The sequence below is a fragment of the Okeania sp. SIO3I5 genome, from assembly GCF_010672085.1.
In the GTDB taxonomy this organism is placed as follows: domain Bacteria; phylum Cyanobacteriota; class Cyanobacteriia; order Cyanobacteriales; family Microcoleaceae; genus Trichodesmium.
Genome location: NZ_JAAHHT010000039.1, coordinates 1 through 21,075, shown reverse-complemented (window position 1 = coordinate 21,075; position 21,075 = coordinate 1). Strand labels below are relative to the sequence as shown.

The 21,075-nt window shown below is 38.7% G+C and carries 9 protein-coding genes, 1 pseudogene and 1 CRISPR repeat array; of the genes and pseudogenes, 9 read left to right on the top strand and 1 reads right to left on the bottom strand.

Going from position 1 to position 21,075, the window contains the following annotated elements; genetic code table 11:
• Positions 1–612: 612 nt before the first annotated feature.
• On the bottom strand, positions 613–777 hold the full coding sequence (rd, locus tag F6K40_RS11820) for a rubredoxin (protein ID WP_293135889.1): 165 nt from the start codon (positions 775–777) through the stop codon (positions 613–615).
• Between the two features lie 593 nt (positions 778–1,370).
• Between rd and F6K40_RS11815 the strand changes: the two genes are divergently transcribed.
• The 9 genes and pseudogenes from F6K40_RS11815 (at position 1,371) to F6K40_RS11775 (ending at position 20,374) form a co-directional block, all read left to right on the top strand.
• Positions 1,371–2,699 (top strand): CAP domain-containing protein, encoded by a 1,329-nt coding sequence (locus F6K40_RS11815; protein WP_293135886.1) that lies wholly within the window; start codon positions 1,371–1,373, stop codon positions 2,697–2,699.
• A gap of 617 nt (positions 2,700–3,316) precedes the next feature.
• Positions 3,317–4,519: a CRISPR direct-repeat array (repeat unit 36 nt; unit sequence CTCTGGAAACCCTAATCCCTATTTAGGGATTGAAAC).
• An 814-nt stretch (positions 4,520–5,333) separates the two neighbouring features.
• Complete coding sequence (locus F6K40_RS11810) at positions 5,334–6,002, top strand: polysaccharide deacetylase family protein (protein WP_293135883.1); 669 nt, start codon at positions 5,334–5,336, stop codon at positions 6,000–6,002.
• Between the two features lie 514 nt (positions 6,003–6,516).
• Positions 6,517–9,441, top strand: a complete 2,925-nt coding sequence (locus tag F6K40_RS11805) for an S-layer homology domain-containing protein (RefSeq protein WP_293135880.1) — start codon at positions 6,517–6,519, stop codon at positions 9,439–9,441.
• Positions 9,442–9,719: 278 nt separating this feature from the next.
• Positions 9,720–10,631 (top strand): annotated as a pseudogene (locus F6K40_RS41585) (Rpn family recombination-promoting nuclease/putative transposase).
• A gap of 260 nt (positions 10,632–10,891) precedes the next feature.
• The gene (locus F6K40_RS11795; RefSeq protein WP_293135877.1) at positions 10,892–12,304 is read left to right on the top strand and encodes an ATP-binding protein; all 1,413 of its coding nucleotides are present in this window, start codon (positions 10,892–10,894) and stop codon (positions 12,302–12,304) included.
• A 59-nt stretch (positions 12,305–12,363) separates the two neighbouring features.
• On the top strand, positions 12,364–17,913 hold the full coding sequence (locus F6K40_RS11790) for a WD40 domain-containing protein (RefSeq protein WP_293135874.1): 5,550 nt from the start codon (positions 12,364–12,366) through the stop codon (positions 17,911–17,913).
• A 61-nt stretch (positions 17,914–17,974) separates the two neighbouring features.
• Positions 17,975–18,133: a hypothetical protein gene (locus F6K40_RS11785; protein WP_293135871.1), complete on the top strand. Its 159-nt coding sequence runs from the start codon at positions 17,975–17,977 to the stop codon at positions 18,131–18,133.
• A 71-nt stretch (positions 18,134–18,204) separates the two neighbouring features.
• Positions 18,205–18,795 carry a hypothetical protein gene (locus F6K40_RS11780; RefSeq protein WP_293135868.1) on the top strand — a complete coding sequence of 197 codons (591 nt, stop codon included), beginning with the start codon at positions 18,205–18,207 and terminating at the stop codon, positions 18,793–18,795.
• Between the two features lie 208 nt (positions 18,796–19,003).
• The gene (locus F6K40_RS11775; RefSeq protein WP_293135865.1) at positions 19,004–20,374 is read left to right on the top strand and encodes an ATP-binding protein; all 1,371 of its coding nucleotides are present in this window, start codon (positions 19,004–19,006) and stop codon (positions 20,372–20,374) included.
• The last annotated feature ends 701 nt before the right edge of the window (positions 20,375–21,075 follow it).

The following is a 21,075-nucleotide window of genomic DNA, read 5'->3' as shown; positions in this document are numbered from 1 at the left end:
ACAACAATCTTTAGATTTAGGTTGGGTTGAGCTGCTCACACCGATTATGCCACGGATATACGGATTAAGAGGTATGACAAAACCTAACAACAATCTTTAGATTTAGGTTGGGTTGAGCTGCTCACACGGATTATGCCACGGATATACGGATTAAAAGGTATGACAAAACCTAACAACAATCTTTAGATGTAGGTTGGGTTGAGCTGCTCACACGGATTATGCCACGGATATACGGATTAAGAGGTATGACAAAACCTAACAACAATCTTTAGATTTAGGTTGGGTTGAGCTGCTCACACCGATTATGCCACGGATATACGGATTAAGAGGTATGACAAAACCTAACAACAATCTTTAGATTTAGGTTGGGTTGAGCTGCTCACACCGATTATGCCACGGATATACGGATTAAGAGGTATGACAAAACCTAACAACAATCTTTAGATTTAGGTTGGGTTGAGCTGCTCACACGGATTATGCCACGGATATACGGATTAAAAGGTATGACAAAACCTAACAACAATCTTTCTCCTGTAGGGACGTTGCATAACAAAAATGCGTTTCATGTCGCGTAGCGAAACGTCCCTACACTACTCCTCTACTCCCTACTTCCTACTCTTCAACTGGTTCAAAGTCTTCTTTACCTACTCCACAAACTGGACAAACCCAATCATCGGGGATGTCTTCAAAGGGAGTTCCTGGATTTATACCGCCGTCTGGATCTCCTTGTGCTGGGTCATATATATATCCACAGACATTACATACATACTTTTTCATTTTAATTTGTTCCTCTCTAGGTAGTTCATCTGGATTTTACAAGTTTGTGGACTAGAGCTTCTACTACCTAATTGTAAAGTTTTATTAAGTTTTCCGGATTAGCTATAAAAGCAAAAGTAATCATAATTGGGGTTTGCCAAAAATTCTTTTGGTAAGGGGTAGGAGTCAGGAGATGGGGAAATGGGATGTATTGAGGTATTTTTCAATCAGGACTAACGCAAAACCACCATACTCTTGTAGGGGCGAACGGCCGTTCGCCCCTACAGATGGGCCGTTCGCCCCTACAGATGGTGTATAATTTCCTTTTTTGCGTAAGTCCTGTCAATGCTAGAAATTGTTACCTGAAATGAGCTTTGGTTATATAGCTAAGAAAGAATTGGTTAGGACATAGACTAATGACAAATCTTGGACTAGGAAATGTTTTACCCTCTGTTCCCTGTTCCCTGTTTCCTGTTCCCTGCGATAAGTTAAACAGGACTTACGCAAATTCTTAGATAATACGCTATCTGTAGAGGGCGAATGCCATTCGCCCCTACTAGATATGCTGGTTCTGCGTAAGTCCTGTTAAATAAATTTTTTAGAGGAAGTAACAAATGGAAAACGAACTCATTCCTAATGGAAATCATTTACTCGCCAGCGATAATGCTGAGACGATCGCTCTGTCTTCTGGAGAACTAGCTGATTATCCCGAAGGATTAGCAGCTCTTGGTGGCAATGATACAGTGACAGGATCTTCTGACTCAGAGGTAATCATGGGAAACCGGGACGATGATCATCTCAATGGTGGCGGTGGCAGCGACACTTTAATGGGAGGAAAAAACAATGACACAGTAGAAGGTGGTGATGGTAATGATTTAGTTCGTGGCGATCGCGAGAATGATGTTGTTAGAGGAGGAAATGATGCTGATACTTTATTTGGAGGAAAAAATAATGACGTTCTTTTTGGGGATGCCGGTAATGATGTTTTGTTTGGCGATCGCGACGATGATACTCTCATTGGAGGTTTAGGAGAAGATACTCTGAATGGAGGAGAGGGGAGCGATGTCTTTGTCTTGGAAACGGGTGCAGGTTTTGATGAAATAGCTGATTTTGAAAATGGCATCGATCTAATTCAGCTACCGGAAGGTTTCAGTTTTGGCGACATCAGTTTAGTAGACGATAACAATGGCACTGAGCAAAATACTCTAATTGTTGATACTCTCACTGGAGAAGCGATCGCTCAAGTCAATAATGTATCTGCGAGTAGTCTCAGCAGTGCCAATTTCTTATTTGAGGATGATTTCGATGAGGATGATTCTGATGAGGACGATTTCGATGAGGATGATTTGGATGAGGATGATTTGGATGAGGATGATTTGGATGAGGATGATTTGGATGAGGATGATTTGGATGAGGATGATTTGGATGAGGATGATTTGGATGAGGATGATTTGGATGAGGACGATTTCGATGAGGACGATTTGGATGAGGATGATTTCGATGAGGGTAATTCCGATATCGAAGCAAATAATCAAGATTTTATCGATCAAGTTATCGAACTTACCAACGAAGAGCGTACTCAGTTGGGTTTAGATCCCCTGACAGCAGATCCACTGTTAAATCAGGCAGCACAAACTCACACTGAGAATATGGCAGCGCTCGACTTTTTCGATCATACCGGATTAGATGGTTCCTCCGCAGGCGATCGTATTGAGGATACAGGATATGACTTTTTAGCTTGGGCAGAAAATATTGCTGCCGGACAACAGACACCGGAAGCAGTAGTAGAAGCGTGGATGGGTAGCGACGGACATCGTGCCAACATTCTGAATCCAGATTTGGAAGAAATTGGTGTTGGTTACTATTTCTTGGAGGATGATACTGGTAGCGTTAACGCTAATCATTATTGGACGCAGGTTTTTGGTACCCCTTTTGAAAGTTAGCTAGTCAGGAGTTAGGAGTCAGGAGTCATATCAAATCCAGATAATTACTATACCTATAGTCATTGCGACTGGAACGGAGTGGAAGGAAGCAATCTCAGGGGCGCACGGAGATTGCTTTCCTACGGAATGCTCCGCAAACGCTGCCGCTCGCAATGACGACTATTCAATCGGATTCTACATCAAGAGTCGGGAGATTCAGAAATAGAAAAGGTATTTACAGAATCGGACTCGACTCCCTATTCCCTGGGGTATTAATAATTGATTTTTTTGTCCACTTGACAGGGGAAAATGGAAAAGTTAGTATATTTACAGTTAAGAACCTCGAGAAATAAATAGTAATAAGTTTTTGGTCATTTCTTGGTTATTAAGGGTGGCTAAAGGGTAGTTTTCCATCTTTGCATGGTACCCCAGCCTCTTGCAGAGGAGCTGCGCTAACGACGCACCTCAGAGAATCGCTGAAACCCTGATTATTTCGTTGAACTGCGTCGATGCCATGCCAGGAGCGGGTTTGAGGCTCGTCATTTTGGCAAAATTAGCTTTGTTGATGAGAAAATCAAAGGGGTTGGTATTTTTGGGTATCTGAAACCCTTGCTATGTCTAGCTTCTAGATCGTAGCTCTCTGGAAACCCTAATCCCTATTTAGGGATTGAAACTAGTGTTTTGTAATCACCTGTTAGGTGATTACGGAGTCTCTGGAAACCCTAATCCCTATTTAGGGATTGAAACATTTCATTGAGGTTGGTGGGTCTCCAGTTCTCAAAAACGAAGTACTCTGGAAACCCTAATCCCTATTTAGGGATTGAAACTTCGTTCCGAATTTAATAATTTTGACAATTCTTCCTCTGGAAACCCTAATCCCTATTTAGGGATTGAAACTCTAAGCCACTCTAGGATAGAGCTAGAATCAATTTCCCTCTGGAAACCCTAATCCCTATTTAGGGATTGAAACCCCTGGAGAGTTGGAGCAACTGGGACAGCCACCTAACTCTGGAAACCCTAATCCCTATTTAGGGATTGAAACAAAAGAGCTAAGATAACCAAGCATAATATGAGGGCAATCTCTGGAAACCCTAATCCCTATTTAGGGATTGAAACTTGGTACACAAAGAAACTCAATATTTGGTCTGAGTTTCTTTCTCTGGAAACCCTAATCCCTATTTAGGGATTGAAACAGTTTCATAATGATTTAAGTCCTTAGATACTGTGACTCTGGAAACCCTAATCCCTATTTAGGGATTGAAACTTCGCGTTGTCTTTATATATGAAGACTCTTCTAGGCTCTGGAAACCCTAATCCCTATTTAGGGATTGAAACACTATAGTTTTATAAACGGAAAGTCGTTTTCCAATACTCTGGAAACCCTAATCCCTATTTAGGGATTGAAACAATAATCTTACCATCTTTATTGCCTCTTTTTTTGGCTCTGGAAACCCTAATCCCTATTTAGGGATTGAAACAGCCAGTTAGGATAACAAAAGGAGCTAGCTTCTACTCTGGAAACCCTAATCCCTATTTAGGGATTGAAACAGGATCACCTTTGAAAATCCACCCCCCTACAAATCTCTGGAAACCCTAATCCCTATTTAGGGATTGAAACACCATATCCACTTCTTTTTTTCTCATTCTCTGCATCACTCTGGAAACCCTAATCCCTATTTAGGGATTGAAACACAAAGAGCAAGAAAAATGCTACGACAAAAAGACTAACTCTGGAAACCCTAATCCCTATTTAGGGATTGAAACGCTACAGTAACCCAAGAAGCTAGTAAAACAATAACGATAGACTCTGGAAACCCTAATCCCTATTTAGGGATTGAAACGTTTTTTCTTCTTTTTCTTTGCATTGATCATTGCTAGTCTCTGGAAACCCTAATCCCTATTTGAAGAAGAGGTAATAATTAATTATTAATTGTTAATTATTAATTATTAATTATTGAAAAACCCTAATCCCTATTTAGGGATTGAAACAATCTCGGGATACCACTCTAGGGAGGTATCTAAATGCACTCTGGAAACCCTAATCCCTATTTAGGGATTGAAACCTTCAGCTCCCCCTTGGATGAAAGAGCCGGAGGGATCGTCTCTGGAAACCCTAATCCCTATTTAGGGATTGAAACTCTTGAAGCGGTGCGTTACGCTTTCCTGCGGAATGCTGCGCAAACGCTAACGCACCCTACTGGACTACTAATTATCGAAAAACCCTAATCCCTATTTTAAGAAGAAGTAATTATTAATTATTCATTATTAATTATTAATTGTTGAACAAACCTCTACTATTCCTATGGAAACCTTTTCCGTACATTAATGCTAATAAAAAATAGGTAAAGGAGAGATTAGCGATCGCGCAACATCCCCTCAAACAGATCCCATAGATACCAAATAAATTCTTTAACCACAAAGCCAGAATTTTATAACACCACAAAAAACATAGCACTTCTTGAGTCTATGAGGTACAACTTTATATCCCCTTGGAAAGAGAGGAGCCTTCAAAGTCCCCCTTTCAAAGGGGGATTTAGGGGGATTATAAACGTGCCTGATAACTGTGGAAATTGCTTATTAACTTAAGCTAAATACTGAATGCCGATCGCTAATAGCTATGATATAATTTAGAATCAAAAAACTCGATAAATATCAATGGCATTAGCACCTTTACTTCCGATTTTACATCCAATATTAAAGTCAGTTTTTCCCACTTGTTTATGGCAAGGAAACACAAAAAACCCAGAAATTGCTCTTACCTTCGATGATGGGCCTCACCCAGAATATACACTTCAATTATTAGAAGTTTTAGATAAATATCAGATTAAAGCAAACTTTTTTTTATTAGGAATATGTGTAGATCATTATCCAGAAATAACCAAAGCAATATATGAAAAAGGTCATTGGATTTGTTTGCATGGCTACGAACATATTTCATTTCCTCAACTGACTCCTATTCAACTTAAATCTAGTTTAGAAAAAACGCAATTTTCTATTAATAAAGCCTGTGGATTAGCAACAAAATCAATTTGTGATGTGCGTCCTCCTTATGGCATAGCTATACCTCAAACTCTCAAATTATTAGAAGAATGGAAATATCGAACAACTATGTGGAGTGTAGTACCCGTAGATTGGGTCAGACCAGGAATTTCAGTAGTAGTTAATCGAGTAGTTCAGCAAACCTCTAATGGTTCAATTATTGTGTTGCATGATGGATGTTCTGGCGGTCAGGATGTGGCAAAAAGTGCTGCAGAAATAATTCCGATTTTAGTAGAAAAAAATTATGAGTTTATTACTATAGATAAAATGTGGGAAAACAATTAATAATTAATAATTAATAATTGAAGGGCTAAAATCAGAAATTGTTCATCTGTAGTCAAGGGTTTCCTGTCTCAGAGATTACTTTTAATATCAAATCCGCTGGCATATAAAATGATTTGTGAAATAGGACTTACGCAAATTCTTAGACAATACGTTATCTATAGGGGGCGAATGGCATTTGCTAGATATGGGCGAATGCCATTCGCCCCTACGAGATATGGCGGTTCTGTGTAAGTCCTGGTGAGAAAAAAAACTGTAGGGGTTTGGTCTCCAAATCCCTTTGCGCTTCGGTTTGAAGACCAAACCCCTACAATAAAATCTTACAACCTAAAAATTGCTATATTTAATAAGAGGCTTGATTTTTGGGTCAGAGATTATAGCACTACGCAAATAGGTTAGGACGTTTATAAATTCTCAAACTCAGTCAGGGATTACTTTTGAATTTTGAATTTTGAATTTTGAATTGCGCGTAGCGCTATACTTTTGAATTTTGACTTAATTTGGTGGAGGAATATTGATGATTAAAATTTATAAGTGGCATCCTATAATTGCTTTAGTCGTAGCTTTTAGTACCATAATTACCCCGGAATTATTTAACCGCAAAAAAATCCCATCAGCACTTGCGGAAACAACTTTACAAGACATTGAAAATCATTTTGCTCGAAGTTGTATTAATAGTTTATTAGACAAAAAAATAATATTTGGCGACGATAAAAATCCAACTTTTCGTCCGAATGCGCCTGTAACTAGAGCGGAATTTGCTGCAATGATTACTAAGGCTTTTCCAGATACAAAACTTGTGCGGAATTCGATGAATTTTGTAGATATTCCTCAAAATTATTGGGCTTATAATGCCATTCAAAAATCTTATGAAATGGGTTTTCTATCGGCATATATTGGTAAGGCTTTTAATCCTACTCTCAAGATTACACGCTCGCAAGTTTTAACTGCTTTAAGTGGAGGATTAAATTATCAAACAAGTACATCTTCAGCACAGAATTTAAACCAAATTTTTGATGATGCAGAAGCAATTCCTGAAGAGGCAAAAAAGGCTATTGCAGCAGCAACAGAAAAAGGTATTGTTGTTAATTATCCAAATGTTAGACGGCTGAATCCGAATAGAGATGCGACACGCTCAGATGTAGCTACTTTTATCTGTCAAGCTATTGCTAATAATCAAAAAAATAAGGATTCAGTAATTGCTCAAGTTCCCGCAGAATACGTTGCAAATTTTTATCAAAATAATCGCTCGACAACCACGGCAACCGTACCGAAAAAGACGACAGAAATAACAAGAACCAGAGAAAATCCTAACTCAGAAAATCCCGAAGCAACTTCTACAGAAAGTACAAATTCACAAAGCACTACAGAAATAACAAGAACTAGAGAAAATCGTAATTCAGAAAATTCCGAAGCAACTCCTACAGAAAATACAAATTCACAAAGCACTACAGAAATAACAAGAAGCAGAGAAAATCCTAACTCAGAAAATCCCGAAGTAACTCCCACAGAAAATACAAATCCACCTGGAATGGTAGAAAGATTTAGTAATGGTAATGTACAGGCAGAAATTATTTACGAACAAGCAAATAATACAGATTTAGTCAGCGATCTACGTCTGAAAATTATCAGGAGTGGAGAAATGATGTTCAACGAACCAGTACGAGTCAAATCTTTGGCAGGTGAATCTAACAGTACAATGGCAGTATTAGCAGGTAGATTTGTCAAAGTACAATTATTAGATTTAGACGGCAACGGAGAATCAGAAGTATTAGTAGATTTATTCACAATAAATAATAATAATGTTCCCTTGGCAGGCGGTACTTATTCCTTGATTTATCGTTATGAACCACTGCAAAAAAAATATACTATGGTGCGGCATTACTGGGGAAATGTTAATTATCGACTCAAAGATTTAGATAATGATAATATTCTAGAATTTCAAAGTGTTGATACTAGATTTGCCAATGTATTTTCTAATGCAAATGATTCAGTATTTCCCATCCGCATCTGGCAGTATCGTCAAGGAAAAATATTAGATGTAACTAACAAATATCCAGCCCAAATAAATACCAGCGCTTCAGAAATTTGGCTAGAATTTTACAGACGTTCAAATCAAAATCAAAATGTCAAAGGAATTTTAGCTGCTTACCTGGCAAATAAATATATGTTAGGAGAAAAAGAAGATGGTTGGAGATTAATAGAAAAAGTATATAAAGACAGCGATCGCGCCGAATATTTTGCTAATTTACGTCAATTTTTGACAGACAAAGGTTACGATTCAAACCAACAAATTACAGCTAATGTAACTCTGCCAGAAAATTCCACTACAGAAAGTCAAGAAACCGTTTCTTTTGCAACTAATGAAACCTCACAACAAGCAACAACAGAAAATACAGAAAATACCGAAAGACAAATAACACCACCGCCCCAAAGTTCTTATGCAACACGAACAATAGCAGCAAACCCTGAAACAGCATTACCAGAAATTGAGATTTCGCCAAACTCAGAACCAGAAACACAGACAGATATTAGTAGCGATATTGTGCTTGCACCCAGATTAGTTCGTTCCCTATCTAATCAGCAACCAGACTCCGCTTTTTCCGTCACCATGAGTTTTGATGGCGAAATATTAGCAAGTAGCAGAGGAAAAGATATTCTCTTGTGGAACTTAGAAACTGGCAAACTACTAAATACGTTATCAAGTCATACCGCAAATGTACGCTCCGTAGCAATCAGTCCAGATGGCAGAACCTTAGCAAGTGGGAGTGGAGATGGTACAGTAAAATTGTGGGATATTCCAACAGGAGAAATGCTCACCAGTTTTTTCCATTCAGGGGTAGTGACTGCTGTCGGTTTCACTGCAGATAGCAGAGGAGTAGTAGGAGTTAGTAGCGATCGCGGCATGAAATTGTGGAATATTTACACAGGGGAATTACTACATACAATGAATGGTAGTCAACCTATTGCTTTTGGTGCTGACGGTTTGCGGATGGCAGCAAGTGGGGGAACCAGATATATCCGACTCTGGAATGTCGCTCAAGGGCAACTTTTGAAAAATCTGTCCATACCCAATACAAATAATAATCAAGGGATAGAGGCGATCGCTTTCAGTCAGGATGGGCAAACTATTGCTCATGTGATGCGCGGAGAAAATCAGATTTTAGTCTGGGATGTCGAGACTTGGGAAGTGCGTCATACTTTGGAAAAACATTCTGAGGCAGTTAAGGCGATCGCTATTAGTCCTGATGGGAAAATTCTTGCTAGTAGTAGTGAGGATGGAAAGATTAATTTGTGGGATGTTGGCAGTGGAAAATTGTTGAGGAGTATCAAAGGTTATGGTGCAATGGTTTTTAGTCCTGATAGTCAGCAACTTGTAAGTGTAGGGGAGGATGATATGATTCAGCTTTGGCAGATTTATGGAGAGGCGATCGAGCAATAACTCATTTGACTCTGAATTACTTCCTATTTCTTAGCTTAACAAAAAGACTTTTTCAGTAATACCAATTTGATAAATGTTTGTTATAAATAGTAGAGACGTTCCAATGGAACCTCCCTACAGAAGGAAAAAGTAGTAAACATTAAAAAAAAAGGGAGAAAAGATAGATAGAACTATCTACAATAAACTACAATAAATTGGAGCAGCTATTTCAGCAAATCCAATTAACATCTACCTTTTTAAGGTTTTATTTACAGATACCCTCTAAATAGATAAAAACCATGATATTTATTAGTCCGAAAACTGGTTTTGCCTTCAAAAGAATTTTTGGCTCCACTGAGAATAAAGATATTTTAATTAGTTTCTTGAGCGCTCTGATATATGATAGTGAGCCTATCATTCAAGATTTAGAAATAGTTGACCCCTATAATCCTGGAGATACAATTAGTTTAAAAGATAGTTATCTAGATGTTAAAGCTATTTTAAATGATGGCTCAAATGTAATTATTGAGATGCAAGTTTTAGATGTACCTGCATTTGAAAAGCGAGTAATTTTTAATCTTACTAAAGCTTATGGAAATCAATTAAAGACTGGGGAAGGATATCGAAAACTCAGACAAGTAATTGCTTTAACGATTACAGATTTTAAAATGTTTGAAGAAACAGAAGATTATATTAGTCAATTTGTTTTTATGGAGAAAGATAAATTATTCAATTATAGAGACCAAGAATTACAAATGATATTTGTAGAATTACCCAAGTTTCAGAAAAAATTGGAGGATTTAGAAACCATATCTGATAAATGGATTTATTTTATGAAAGAAGCTCCAAATTTAGAAGTAATTCCTACTTCTTTAGCAGAAATATAAGAAATAGAAAAAGCTTTACATCTTGCTAATCAAGCAAATCTATCGAGAAAAGAATTAGAAGAATTACATAAACGAGAAGTATTTATAGAAGACCGTAGAGGTGAAGTTATTTTTGCTAGAGAAGAGGGAAGACAAGAAGGGTTAGAAATTGGGATGCAGAGGTTAACATTAGGTCTATTGGAGAGAAAATTTTCAGGAGAAATCACTGAAAGTATTCGAGAAAATATTCAACAATTATCTATGGAAAAGTTGGAAGATTTAGGAGGAGCAATTTTAAGTTTCAACAGCTTGGAAGATTTGTCTAATTGGTTAGCAGAATTATAGAGCTGATGAAATTTGCTGGATGCAACGTCCCTACAGGTTGATCATTATTAGGACTTACGCAAAGAAACCCGGTTTCTACGATAAATTGTTGTTTTTGACAATAAACATCTACGAGAAACCGGGTTTCTGGGTTCGCATGGCTTTAGTCCTGATTATGTAACACAGGCATCTTGCTTGTCGAACTTACTACCCCACTATCCATCAAATCTGTTGTAATGTAAAATAGAACAGTACATTTATATCAAATATATCAAAATATTATGGCCGTAGATATCAATGCCTTTTATCGGGCAATAAACCCTAGAGTTCCTCTGTTTATAGACAATCCAGAAGACAAAAAATACTATATTAACTTTTCTCCCGTACGTGGGGAACAGGTGATTAAGAATCTGAAGGATACTATTACTCGTTGGTCTGTAGGTCAACCTACCTGTCAATTATTTACCGGACATATTGGTTGTGGTAAGTCTACGGAACTCTTGCGACTCAAGCAGGAGTTGGAAACGGAGGGTTATCACGTTGTTTATTTTGAATCTGAAAAAAATCTGGAAATGGTAGACGTGGATATTAGCGACATTATGTTGGCTATTGCCCAAAAAGTAAGTGAAAGTTTGGAGAAGCTAGAAAAGCTAAACTTGGAGGAGCCAAAGGGACTAAAAGGTCTACTTCAGGGGGTTACTAAATTACTCCAGACGGAAATTGGAGTTTCGGCAGAAGGGAATATTCCTGGCGTCGGTAAGGCGTCAGTTAGCACTGAGGGTTCACTTTCGCTAGAGGTACCTGGGGGTCAATTTAAGGTTGATGAAAAAGGGTTAGAGTTTGTGGCTTTAGGTATTGGTAAAATTTCTGCCCAGGCAAAGGGGAGTCCTGAACTCCGCAGCAAACTGAGGGACTATCTAGGACCGCGCACTCCTGGAATTATTGAGATGATTAATAAAGAATTGCTCGAACCTGCTGAGAAAAAATTGAAAGAGTATGGTAAAAAGGGGTTAGTCGTGATTACTGATAGTCTTGATAGAGTTGATAGTTCTCCTAAACCCTGGGGCAGAAATCAGCAGGAATATTTGTTTGTAGACCGAGGGGAGCAACTAACAAGCCTTCAGTGTCATGTGATTTATACTCTACCTCTAGCACTACGTTTTTCTAATGACTACGCCACTTTAACTCAAAAATTAAACACTCCTGAGATATTGCCAATGGTAGCGACACAGTTACGGGATGGCAGCGAATGTGCCCATGGAATGGAGTTAATGCGACAGTTGGTGTTAGCTAGGGCGTTTCCAGAATTAGAAGCACAGGAAAGGTTGGCAAGGCTAGAGGAAGTGTTTGATAGTCAGGAAACTTTAGACTATTTATGTCGGATAAGTGGTGGTCATGTGAGGAATATGCTGCGAATGGTAATTGATGCTATTAAAAAGGAGGATAGCCTACCTATTTCTCGTGCGACTGTTGACAAGGTAGTGAGAAACTATTGCAAAGAACAACTTTTAGCTGTAGACGATAACGAGTGGGAGCTATTACGGTGGGTGGTTCAAACAAACAAAGTAACGGGAGATGACGGGTATCAAACTTTAATCCGGAGTATGTTTGTTTATGAGTATGAATACGACGAGGACTCCTGGTTTGATATTAATCCTCTTTTAAAAAATGCACCGGAACTGAATATTACTTAATAGTAAGTATATTGTATGCAATGTCCTTAAGATAGTAGATAGTAGGGAGTTAATAATTTATGTCTAGCAATAGTAATGAAGAGTTGCGTAAGTTAGTTGAAGCAATGAAGATGTCTCAAGGAAGATACTCGCCATTTTTAGCTCGTTATAGTTATGTAAATCAGCGCGATCGCTTAATGGAAGAACTTGGAGCATCTTTTCCTGGTGTATTGGCAGAGTTGCCGTTGGATGAGTCTGTGAGGAAAATTTATGGAACTATCGGAGCATATTTAAGAGACAAACAGCCAGATGCTCTAATGGTTTGGGGTTGGGAGTCCTTGAGAGATATTGATAAATTGTTACACGCAATGGGGAACGTGCGGGAAGAGTTTAGAAAGCATTGCCCTTTGCCGATAGTTTTTTGGCTGGATGGGAAGATTTCCCGGAAATTTATGAGATTGATTCCAGATTTTTACAATTGGATGAGTCTGACTGTATTTGAACCTACCGACGATGATTTAATAAATTTTATTCAGCAGACGTGTGAGAGTGTTTATCAGAAAGTATTAGAAAGTGGGGGAGGAATATTCTTAGATTATGCTGACCTGGGTTTGGCAGAGTCAACTTATCAAGATTTGATGAGCGCTCGGCAGGAATTGGCAAATAAAGGAATCAGCTTAGAGCCAGAATTAGAAGCAAGTCTGGAATTTGTCTTAGGTAGAGTGGCAGATAATTCCGAGGAAACAGCACGGGAGCATTATCAACGCAGTCTCGAACTTTGGCAACAACTTAACAACCCGTTGCGAGTGGCTCACACTTATTATTATCTGGGTTTATGGTGGCGGAGTTATGCTGTTAGAGATAGAGCAGAAAAAGATATGGCTTGTCAGAAAGCTTGCTCTTATTTTCAGCAGTCAGTAGAAGGCTTTGAGACAGTTAATCGTCTAGACTTAGTTGCTAAGTTTATCAATGCCTGGGGAGAGGTTTTGCAGACTTTGGAACGTTGGGATGAGTTGCAGACTGTTGCGAATAGGGCAATAGAAGTTTTAGATCCCCCCCATCCCCCCTTACCAAGGGGGGATTTGGATACCTTGGAGTCTTCTTCCTCCCCCCTTGAGAAGGGGGGAATGAGGGGGGATCGCCTAACATCATTTAAACTAGCTCGCGCTTATGATTTTTTAGCTGAATTTGAACTAGCCAAAAGTAACTATAAACAAGCCCAAAATTTTGCTCAAACTGCTAGAGAAATTTGCAATAAAAGCTTAAATGCTCTATATCCTCCAATTTCAGAAAAAGACAAAAGAATTTTTGATTGGGAAAAATATTCTCGTCTGGGTAGATATTTATTTTCTTTAGCAAAAGCTGAAAAAGGTTTAGGTAACATTCAATCAACAATAGACAAATTTGAACAAGCTAAAAATACAACTAAACCCAAATACAACCCTGAATTTTACATTGATATTCTCACAGAATTACGAGAAATTTATTACCAACAAGAAGAATATATCAAAGCTTTTGAATTAAAGCAAGAAAAACAAAAAATAGAACAACAATTTGGGTTTATAGCTTTTATTGGTGCTAATAGTTTGAGAGATATAAAAAAAAATATTAATCCGGCTTTACCTAAGTCTAAACAAGGAATTAATCAAGAAATTACAGCATCCGGACGACAATACGATGTAGACAAATTGCTAGAAAGGATTAGTCGCCCTGACTATAAATTAATCATTATGCATGGGCAATCAGGAGTAGGGAAAAGTTCTATTTTGCAAGCTGGATTAATTCCAGCTTTAGAACAAAAAAAATCAATTGATACTCGTGATATAGTGGTAGTTTTGCAGCAAGTTTATGTTAATTGGATTTCCAAACTGGGAGAACTTTTAGCCGATAAATTACAAAAAAATCAAAAGTTAGCTGTTAGTTCAGAGAATCTAAATTCTACAGAGGGAATTTTTGCTCAGTTACAAAATAATAATGAATCAAATCTAGTGACAGTAATTATTTTAGATCAATTTGAGGAATTTTTCTTTGCTAATAGCGAACCAAAGGATAAACTAGAATTTGCTCAGTTTCTTCAAAATTGTTTGGAAATACCTTTTGTGAAAATTGTTTTATCATTGCGAGAAGATTATATTCATAATTTCTTAGAGTTTAAGCGTTTTGGTGATTTAGAAGTAATTAATAAAGACATTTTAAGTAAAAATATTCTCTATGACTTAGGCAATTTTTCCCAGTCACAAGCAAAGTCGGTTATTCAAGAGCTAACAAAAAAATCACAGTTTAAAATAGATTTAGAGCTGACAAAAAAATTGGTTGAAGACTTGGTAGTGGGGTTGGGAGAAATCCGTCCAATTGAGTTACAAATCGTCGGGGCACAAATTGAGAGAGAGAACATTACGACTTTGGAAAAATATCAAAAATTAGGAAATAATCCTAAAGCAAAGTTGGTGCATAAATATTTAGAATCAGTAGTGAGAGACTGTGGGGAAGAGAATAAACAATTGGCTTGGTTGGTATTGTGGTTGTTGACCGATGAAAATAATATTCGACTCCTAAAAACCAAAGCTGAGTTGATGAAAGAAAGTGGATTGAATATGGAGAAGTTAGAGTTAATGTTAAAGATTTTTGTTGGTTCGGGGTTAGTGTTATGGTTGCCAGAAAAAGCAGCAGAGCGTTATCAGTTAATACATGATTATTGGGTTGAGTTTATTAGGGAAGGGAAAATAGAAGAGGAAAAGAAACAGAAAACACTACAGGAAAAAAAACAAAAACGGGAAAAACAACAGAGGATTCAGAAGTCGATAGTCAGACGTTCTGTTGCTGCCACATTAGTGATAGCAATCTTGGCGGGGATAATGACAATGAAAACTAGACTAGAAAAAAAGCAAGAAATTATTTCTGAGGCTGACAAAATTATTTCTGAGGTTAATGAATCTAACTCGGCTAATACAATCGATTACCTGATAAGAGCCATGAAAGTTAAGCAAAAACAAACAGATGGTAGATTTCAGGCAACTGGTGAAGCTAGTAAGATTACAGATGCCGTCCGAACCGCAGTTTACAACCCCAAAAAGTTTAGAGAATCAAATCGTCTTCAAGGGCATGAGGATTTGGTCTGGAGTGTCGCCTTTAGCCCTGATGGAGAGACTATTGCCTCTGCTAGTTATGACAAGACAGTGAAGTTGTGGAACCGTCAGGGGAAATTATTGCAGACTCTAACCGGGCATAAGAATCATGTCTGGAGTGTCACCTTTAGCCCTGATGGAGAGATTATTGCCTCTGCAAGTGGTGACAAGACAGTGAAGTTGTGGAACCTTCAGGGACAATTGTTGGAGACTTTAACTGAGCATAAGAATGATGTCAGGAGTGTTGCCTTTAGCCCTGATGGGGAGATTATTGCTTCTGCAAGTGAAGACAATACAGTGAAGTTGTGGAACCGTCAGGGACAGTTGTTGCTTCCTATAAAAGACGATAAGAGTAATTTCAGGGGTGTCACCTTTAGCCCTGATGGAGAGATTATTGCTTCTGCAAGTAAAGACAATACAGTGAAGTTGTGGAACCTTCAGGGGAAAGAGTTGCAGACTCTAACTGGGCATGAGGATAGTGTCAACAGTGTAGCATTTAGTCCAGATGGAAAGATGATTGCAACTGCAAGTGTTGACAATACAGCAAAGTTGTGGAACCTCCAGGGAGAATTGTTGCAGACTCTAAAGGGCCATAAGAATAGAGTCTATGGTGTAGCATTTAGTCCGGCTGGAAAGATGATTGCAACTGCAAGTCTTGACAATACAGTAAAATTGTGGAACCTTCATGGAAAATTGTTGCAGACTCTAACTGGGCATGAGGATTCAGTCTATGGTGTAGCATTTAGTCCAGATGGAAAGATGATTGCAACTGCAAGTGCTGACAAAACGGTGAAATTGTGGAAGCGTCAGACGAAATTATTGCAGACTCTAAAAGGCCATGAGAATTCTGTCTGGGGTGTAGCATTTAGTCCGGATATCAAGATGATTGCAACCGCAAGTGGTGACAATACAGCGAAGTTCTGGAACCTTCAGGGGAAAGAGTTGCAGACTCTAACTGGGCATAAAAGGTGGATCAATAGTGTAGCATTTAGTCCGGATGGAAAGATGATTGCAACTGCAAGTGGTGACAAAATAGTGAAGTTGTGGAACCTTCAGGGGAAAGAGTTGAAGACTCTAACTGGGCATCAAAATTGGGTCTGGGATTTAGCATTTAGTCCGGATGGAAAGATGATCGCAACTGCAAGTGTTGACAATACAGTGAAATTGTGGAACCTTCAGGGGAAAGAGTTACAGACTCTAACTGGGCATGAGAAGCCGGTCTGGGGTGTAGCATTTAGTCCGGATGGAAAGATGATTGCTTCTACAAGTGTTGACAATACAGTGAAGTTGTGGAACCTTCAGGGGAAATTATTGCAGACTCTAACTGGCCATGAGGATTGGGTCTGGGGCGTAGCATTTAGTCCGGATGGAAAGATGATTGCTTCTACAAGTGCTGACAATACAGTGAAGTTATGGAACCTTCAGGGGAAAGAGTTACAGACTCTAACTGGGCATGAGAAGTCGGTCAGGGGCGTAGCATTTAGTCCGGATGGAAATATAATTGCAACTGCAAGTGTTGACAAGACAGTGAAACTGTGGAACCTTCAGGGGAAATTATTGCAGACTCTAACTGGGCATGAGAACTTGGTCAGGGACGTAGCATTTAGTCCGGATGGAAATATAATTGCAACTGCAAGTGCTGACAAAACCGTGAAATTATGGAAAGACTGGCAGATAGAAAATTTAACTGAACGTGGTTGCGAATTGTTAAATGATTACCTCATTTCCCGTCCCCAAGAGTTAGAGGAACTCAGGATTTGTCACATTGTAGTAGCCCGTAGTTTAGTAATACAGGGAGAGAATTTATTAAGGAAAAGCAAGGGGGAAGAAGAAAAACTTGAGGTAGCATTTACTGAATTCAACAAAGCACTTCAATTGAACCCGGATCTCAAACTCAACCAAAATTTATCAGCTTTGGCAGAATCACTAGCGGAGGCAGAAAAACTGATGGGGGAAGGAACAAAATTAGCAAGAGAAGGAAAAATTGAGGAAGCAATAGAAAAGTATCAACGAGCAAAAGAACTTGATCAAGAGGCATTCATGCCTACTTTGCAAAATATTGACCCAGAAGCTCAAGCTAAATCTGAGGCCGTAGATGCAGCAAACGAATTTTGGGCTGAAGGAATTAAGCTTGTCGAGGAGGGAAAAGTTCAGGAAGCGATCGCCTCCTACCAAGAAGCAGAAAAAATCGACCCCACTCAAATTTCTGCTTGCAATTGGGATTACCTTTGTTGGTATGGCAGTCTTTACAAACAAGCTGCTGATGTAATGTTTGCTTGTGAAAAAGCAGTCGCCCTTAGCCCTAAAGATGGCGGTATTATTGACAGTCGTGGACTTGCTAGGGCATTAACAGGGGATATTGAAGGAGCGCTCGCAGATTTTCAGGTATTTGTAGAATGGACTGATGATGAGGAAAACAAAGCAAAACGGCAACAATGGATAAAAGCACTCCAGGCAGGGGAAAACCCATTCACTGATGAGGTGTTGAAGGAGTTGAGGGATTAGGCATCTACTTGCACATCTACAGGCATCCATTATAAAATAGAGAAGTACGTTTATATCACGGTTGGCAAAAGTTACGGAAATATTTGATAGTGAGGAAACCTTAGACTATTTATGTCATATTAGTGGAGGTCATGTCAGAGATGTACTCCGAATACTTAATGACGATCGAGGATCTTGGTTTGATATTAATCCTATATTAAAAGATAATTCCCTAGAGTAGTAAGCGTAGGTTGGGTTGAGGAACGAAACCCAACATTCTGTTACCATTAGTTAATAAATAATCCAAAATTTATGTCTAGCAACTTAGAAACTAACAATCAAAAACCATTACGGAAATTACTTCGAGGCATGAAAATGTCTCAAGGCAACTTTCGGTTATTTTTAGCCTGCTGCAATAACCTCAGTCAACGCCAACGCCTAATTCAACAACTCCAGTCATCTTTTTCTGGAAATTTAGCAGAATTGGAGTTAGATGAGTCAGTCAGAGAACTTTATGGAACTATCTATCAACATTTAGGAGACCAACAACCAGATGCGCTCATAATTTGGGGTTTGGAGTCGATAGCGGATATTGATAAGTTGCTTTTATCAATGGGGTTGGTGCGGGAGGAGTTTAGGAAAAATTTTCCCTTTCCCATAATTTTATGGATAGATGCAGAGATTTCCCGGAAGTTTATTCGCTTAATTCCTGATTTTGAAAGTTGGGCAAGTGTGACTGTGTTTGAACCTGCTACTGATGAATTAATTGATTCTGTTCAGCAGACAAGTGAGAGTGGCGATCGGAAAGTTTTAGAAAGTAGGGCAGGAACGTCTTTAGATTATGTTGAACAGGGTTTGGTAGACTTTACTTATCAATTTTCAAGTCTTTGCCTTCAGCTATAGGTACTGAAAACTGAAATGACAGGCATCTATGTTTATCAGGACTTACGCAAATTCTTAGACAATACCCTATCTCTAGGGGGCGAATGCCATTCGCCCCTACATAAGGTGTATGGTTTCATATTTTGCGTAAGTCCTGCTATTCTTTCTTTCTGTTCCGTGTTCCCTATTCCCTGCTATAAAATAGAAAAGTACATTTATATAAAATATTATGACCATAAATGTCAAAGCCTTCTTTCAGGCAACAAACCCTGGTAAAGCACTGTTCAAAGATAACCAGGAAATTGAGCAAAAATACTATATTGACTTCTCCTCAGTACGGGGGGGACAAATAATTGAAGACCTCAAGGACAATATTGCTATGTGGTCTCCGGACGAACCAACCTGCCAACTATTCACCGGACATATCGGTTGTGGTAAATCTACCGAACTCTGGCGACTCAAACAACAATTAGAAGCAGAAGATTTTCACGTTATCTATTTCGAGTCAGACAAAGACCTAGAAATGGGGGATATAGATGTCAGTGATATTCTTCTAACTATGGCCCGACAAGTCAGCGAAAGTTTGGACACATTAGAAAAGGTTAAATTAGAGGAGCCAAAAGGATTAAAAGGTATACTTGATGGAGTAGGCAAACTCCTACAGACAGAATTAGATATTTCTGCCGAAGCCGAATTAGGTGTACCTGGAGTTGGTCAAGTTAAAGTTGACGATCAAGGGCTAGAATTCGTCGCCTTGGGAATAGGGAAAATAACAGCTAAAGCAAAAGCTAGTCCCGAACTTCGCAGTAAACTCAGAGACTATCTCGGACCTCGCACCAATGGTATTATTGAAACTATTAACCAAGAATTGCTCGAACCGGCTCACGAAAAGCTGAAGCAACACGGCAAAAATGGATTAGTCGTTATTGTTGATAACCTTGATAAAGTTGATAGTTCGCCAAAACCTTGGGGGCGGCCTCAACCTGAATATCTATTTGTCGATCGCGGTGAACAACTAGCAAGTCTCCATTGTCATGTAATTTATACTCTGCCTCTAGCACTGCGATTTTGTAATGACTATGGTACATTAACTCAACGCTTCAAAGTTACCCCCCAAGTCTTGCCAATGGTTTCTATACAGTCGCGGGATGGAAAGTCTTGTGGGGAAGGAATGGCACGACTTAGGCAGTTAGTTTTAGCAAGAGCATTTCCAAATTTGGAGGAACAACAACGTCTAGAGAAAATAACTGAAATTTTTGACACTCAGGAAACTTTAGATTATTTATGTCAGATGAGCGGGGGTCATGTCAGGAATGTGTTGCGAATGCTTAATGATGCGATTAAAAAGCAAAAAGGGTTGCCTATTTCCCGTGAAAACCTTGACAAGGTAATTCAAAATCTTCGCAATGAACGTATTCTAGCGGTAGATGATACAGAGTGGGAGTTATTGCGCCAAGTAGCAAAAACTCAAAAAGTTGCGGGTGATGATGGATATCAAAGGTTGATTCGGAGTATGTTTGTCTATGAATATCGAGATGATGAAGGGCCTTGGTTTGATATTAATCCTATATTGCAAGATGCAGTGGAGTTGAAAAAATGAAAAGCTTTGTAGTCTGCGACAACTGTACTTCACGCTTGATGAAACCCACTGTAATATCAAATCGGGTTAAACAGTTATAGATTGCTCAACTCAGGAGGAGTCAGGAGTCAGGAGTCAGGAGGGAAGAGAAGAGAGTTTGAATGTATAAGGAGGAAAAAGTTTTTTGAGTACGCTCTTATTCGGACATGATATAACTATCAAAATCTCCTATGCGATTAGTATGCGTTCACCATGCGAGCGCACTTGAGACGCTAGATTTTATGGTTATATAAGGCTTTCAAGAATCCTCGTAGGGAAGGGGGTTGGGGGGTTAGGTTTTAGTTTGGTAGGTTGGGTTGAGGTACCCCGAAACCTAACAAAGGTAGATAACCAACAAAGATAGATAAATTGTTGGGTGGCGCTGTCGCTTAACCCAACCTACTGTATGATAATTATTGAATGAGATTACCTCGTTCCAGTTGCAACAACAACAGGAAAAGAGTATGCTAAACTAAATTCCAAAATAAAAACGTGAAATATGCCAAAATCAAATTAACTTTCTAAATTATTGTCATAAAAAGTTATTAAAGGTATCAATAAAGCTATTGCTGAAGCTTTATAAATACACCGCAAATTAGGAGATTCTATTGCTATTTGGGAAGATGGAAAAGTAGTTATTTTACCTCCAGAAAAAATCCCATTAATCTTAGACAAAGAATGGG

What these genes read in the sequence shown, in the direction of transcription:
- F6K40_RS11775 (WP_293135865.1), top strand. Translation starts at nt 19,004, where the DNA reads ATGACCATAAATGTCAAAGCCTTCTTTCAGGCAACAAACCCTGGTAAA.
- F6K40_RS11795 (WP_293135877.1), top strand. Translation starts at nt 10,892, where the DNA reads ATGGCCGTAGATATCAATGCCTTTTATCGGGCAATAAACCCTAGAGTT.
- F6K40_RS11790 (WP_293135874.1), top strand. Translation starts at nt 12,364, where the DNA reads ATGTCTAGCAATAGTAATGAAGAGTTGCGTAAGTTAGTTGAAGCAATG.
- F6K40_RS11815 (WP_293135886.1), top strand. Translation starts at nt 1,371, where the DNA reads ATGGAAAACGAACTCATTCCTAATGGAAATCATTTACTCGCCAGCGAT.
- F6K40_RS11805 (WP_293135880.1), top strand. Translation starts at nt 6,517, where the DNA reads ATGATTAAAATTTATAAGTGGCATCCTATAATTGCTTTAGTCGTAGCT.
- rd (WP_293135889.1), bottom strand. Translation starts at nt 777, where the DNA reads ATGAAAAAGTATGTATGTAATGTCTGTGGATATATATATGACCCAGCA.
- F6K40_RS11780 (WP_293135868.1), top strand. Translation starts at nt 18,205, where the DNA reads ATGTCTAGCAACTTAGAAACTAACAATCAAAAACCATTACGGAAATTA.
- F6K40_RS11810 (WP_293135883.1), top strand. Translation starts at nt 5,334, where the DNA reads ATGGCATTAGCACCTTTACTTCCGATTTTACATCCAATATTAAAGTCA.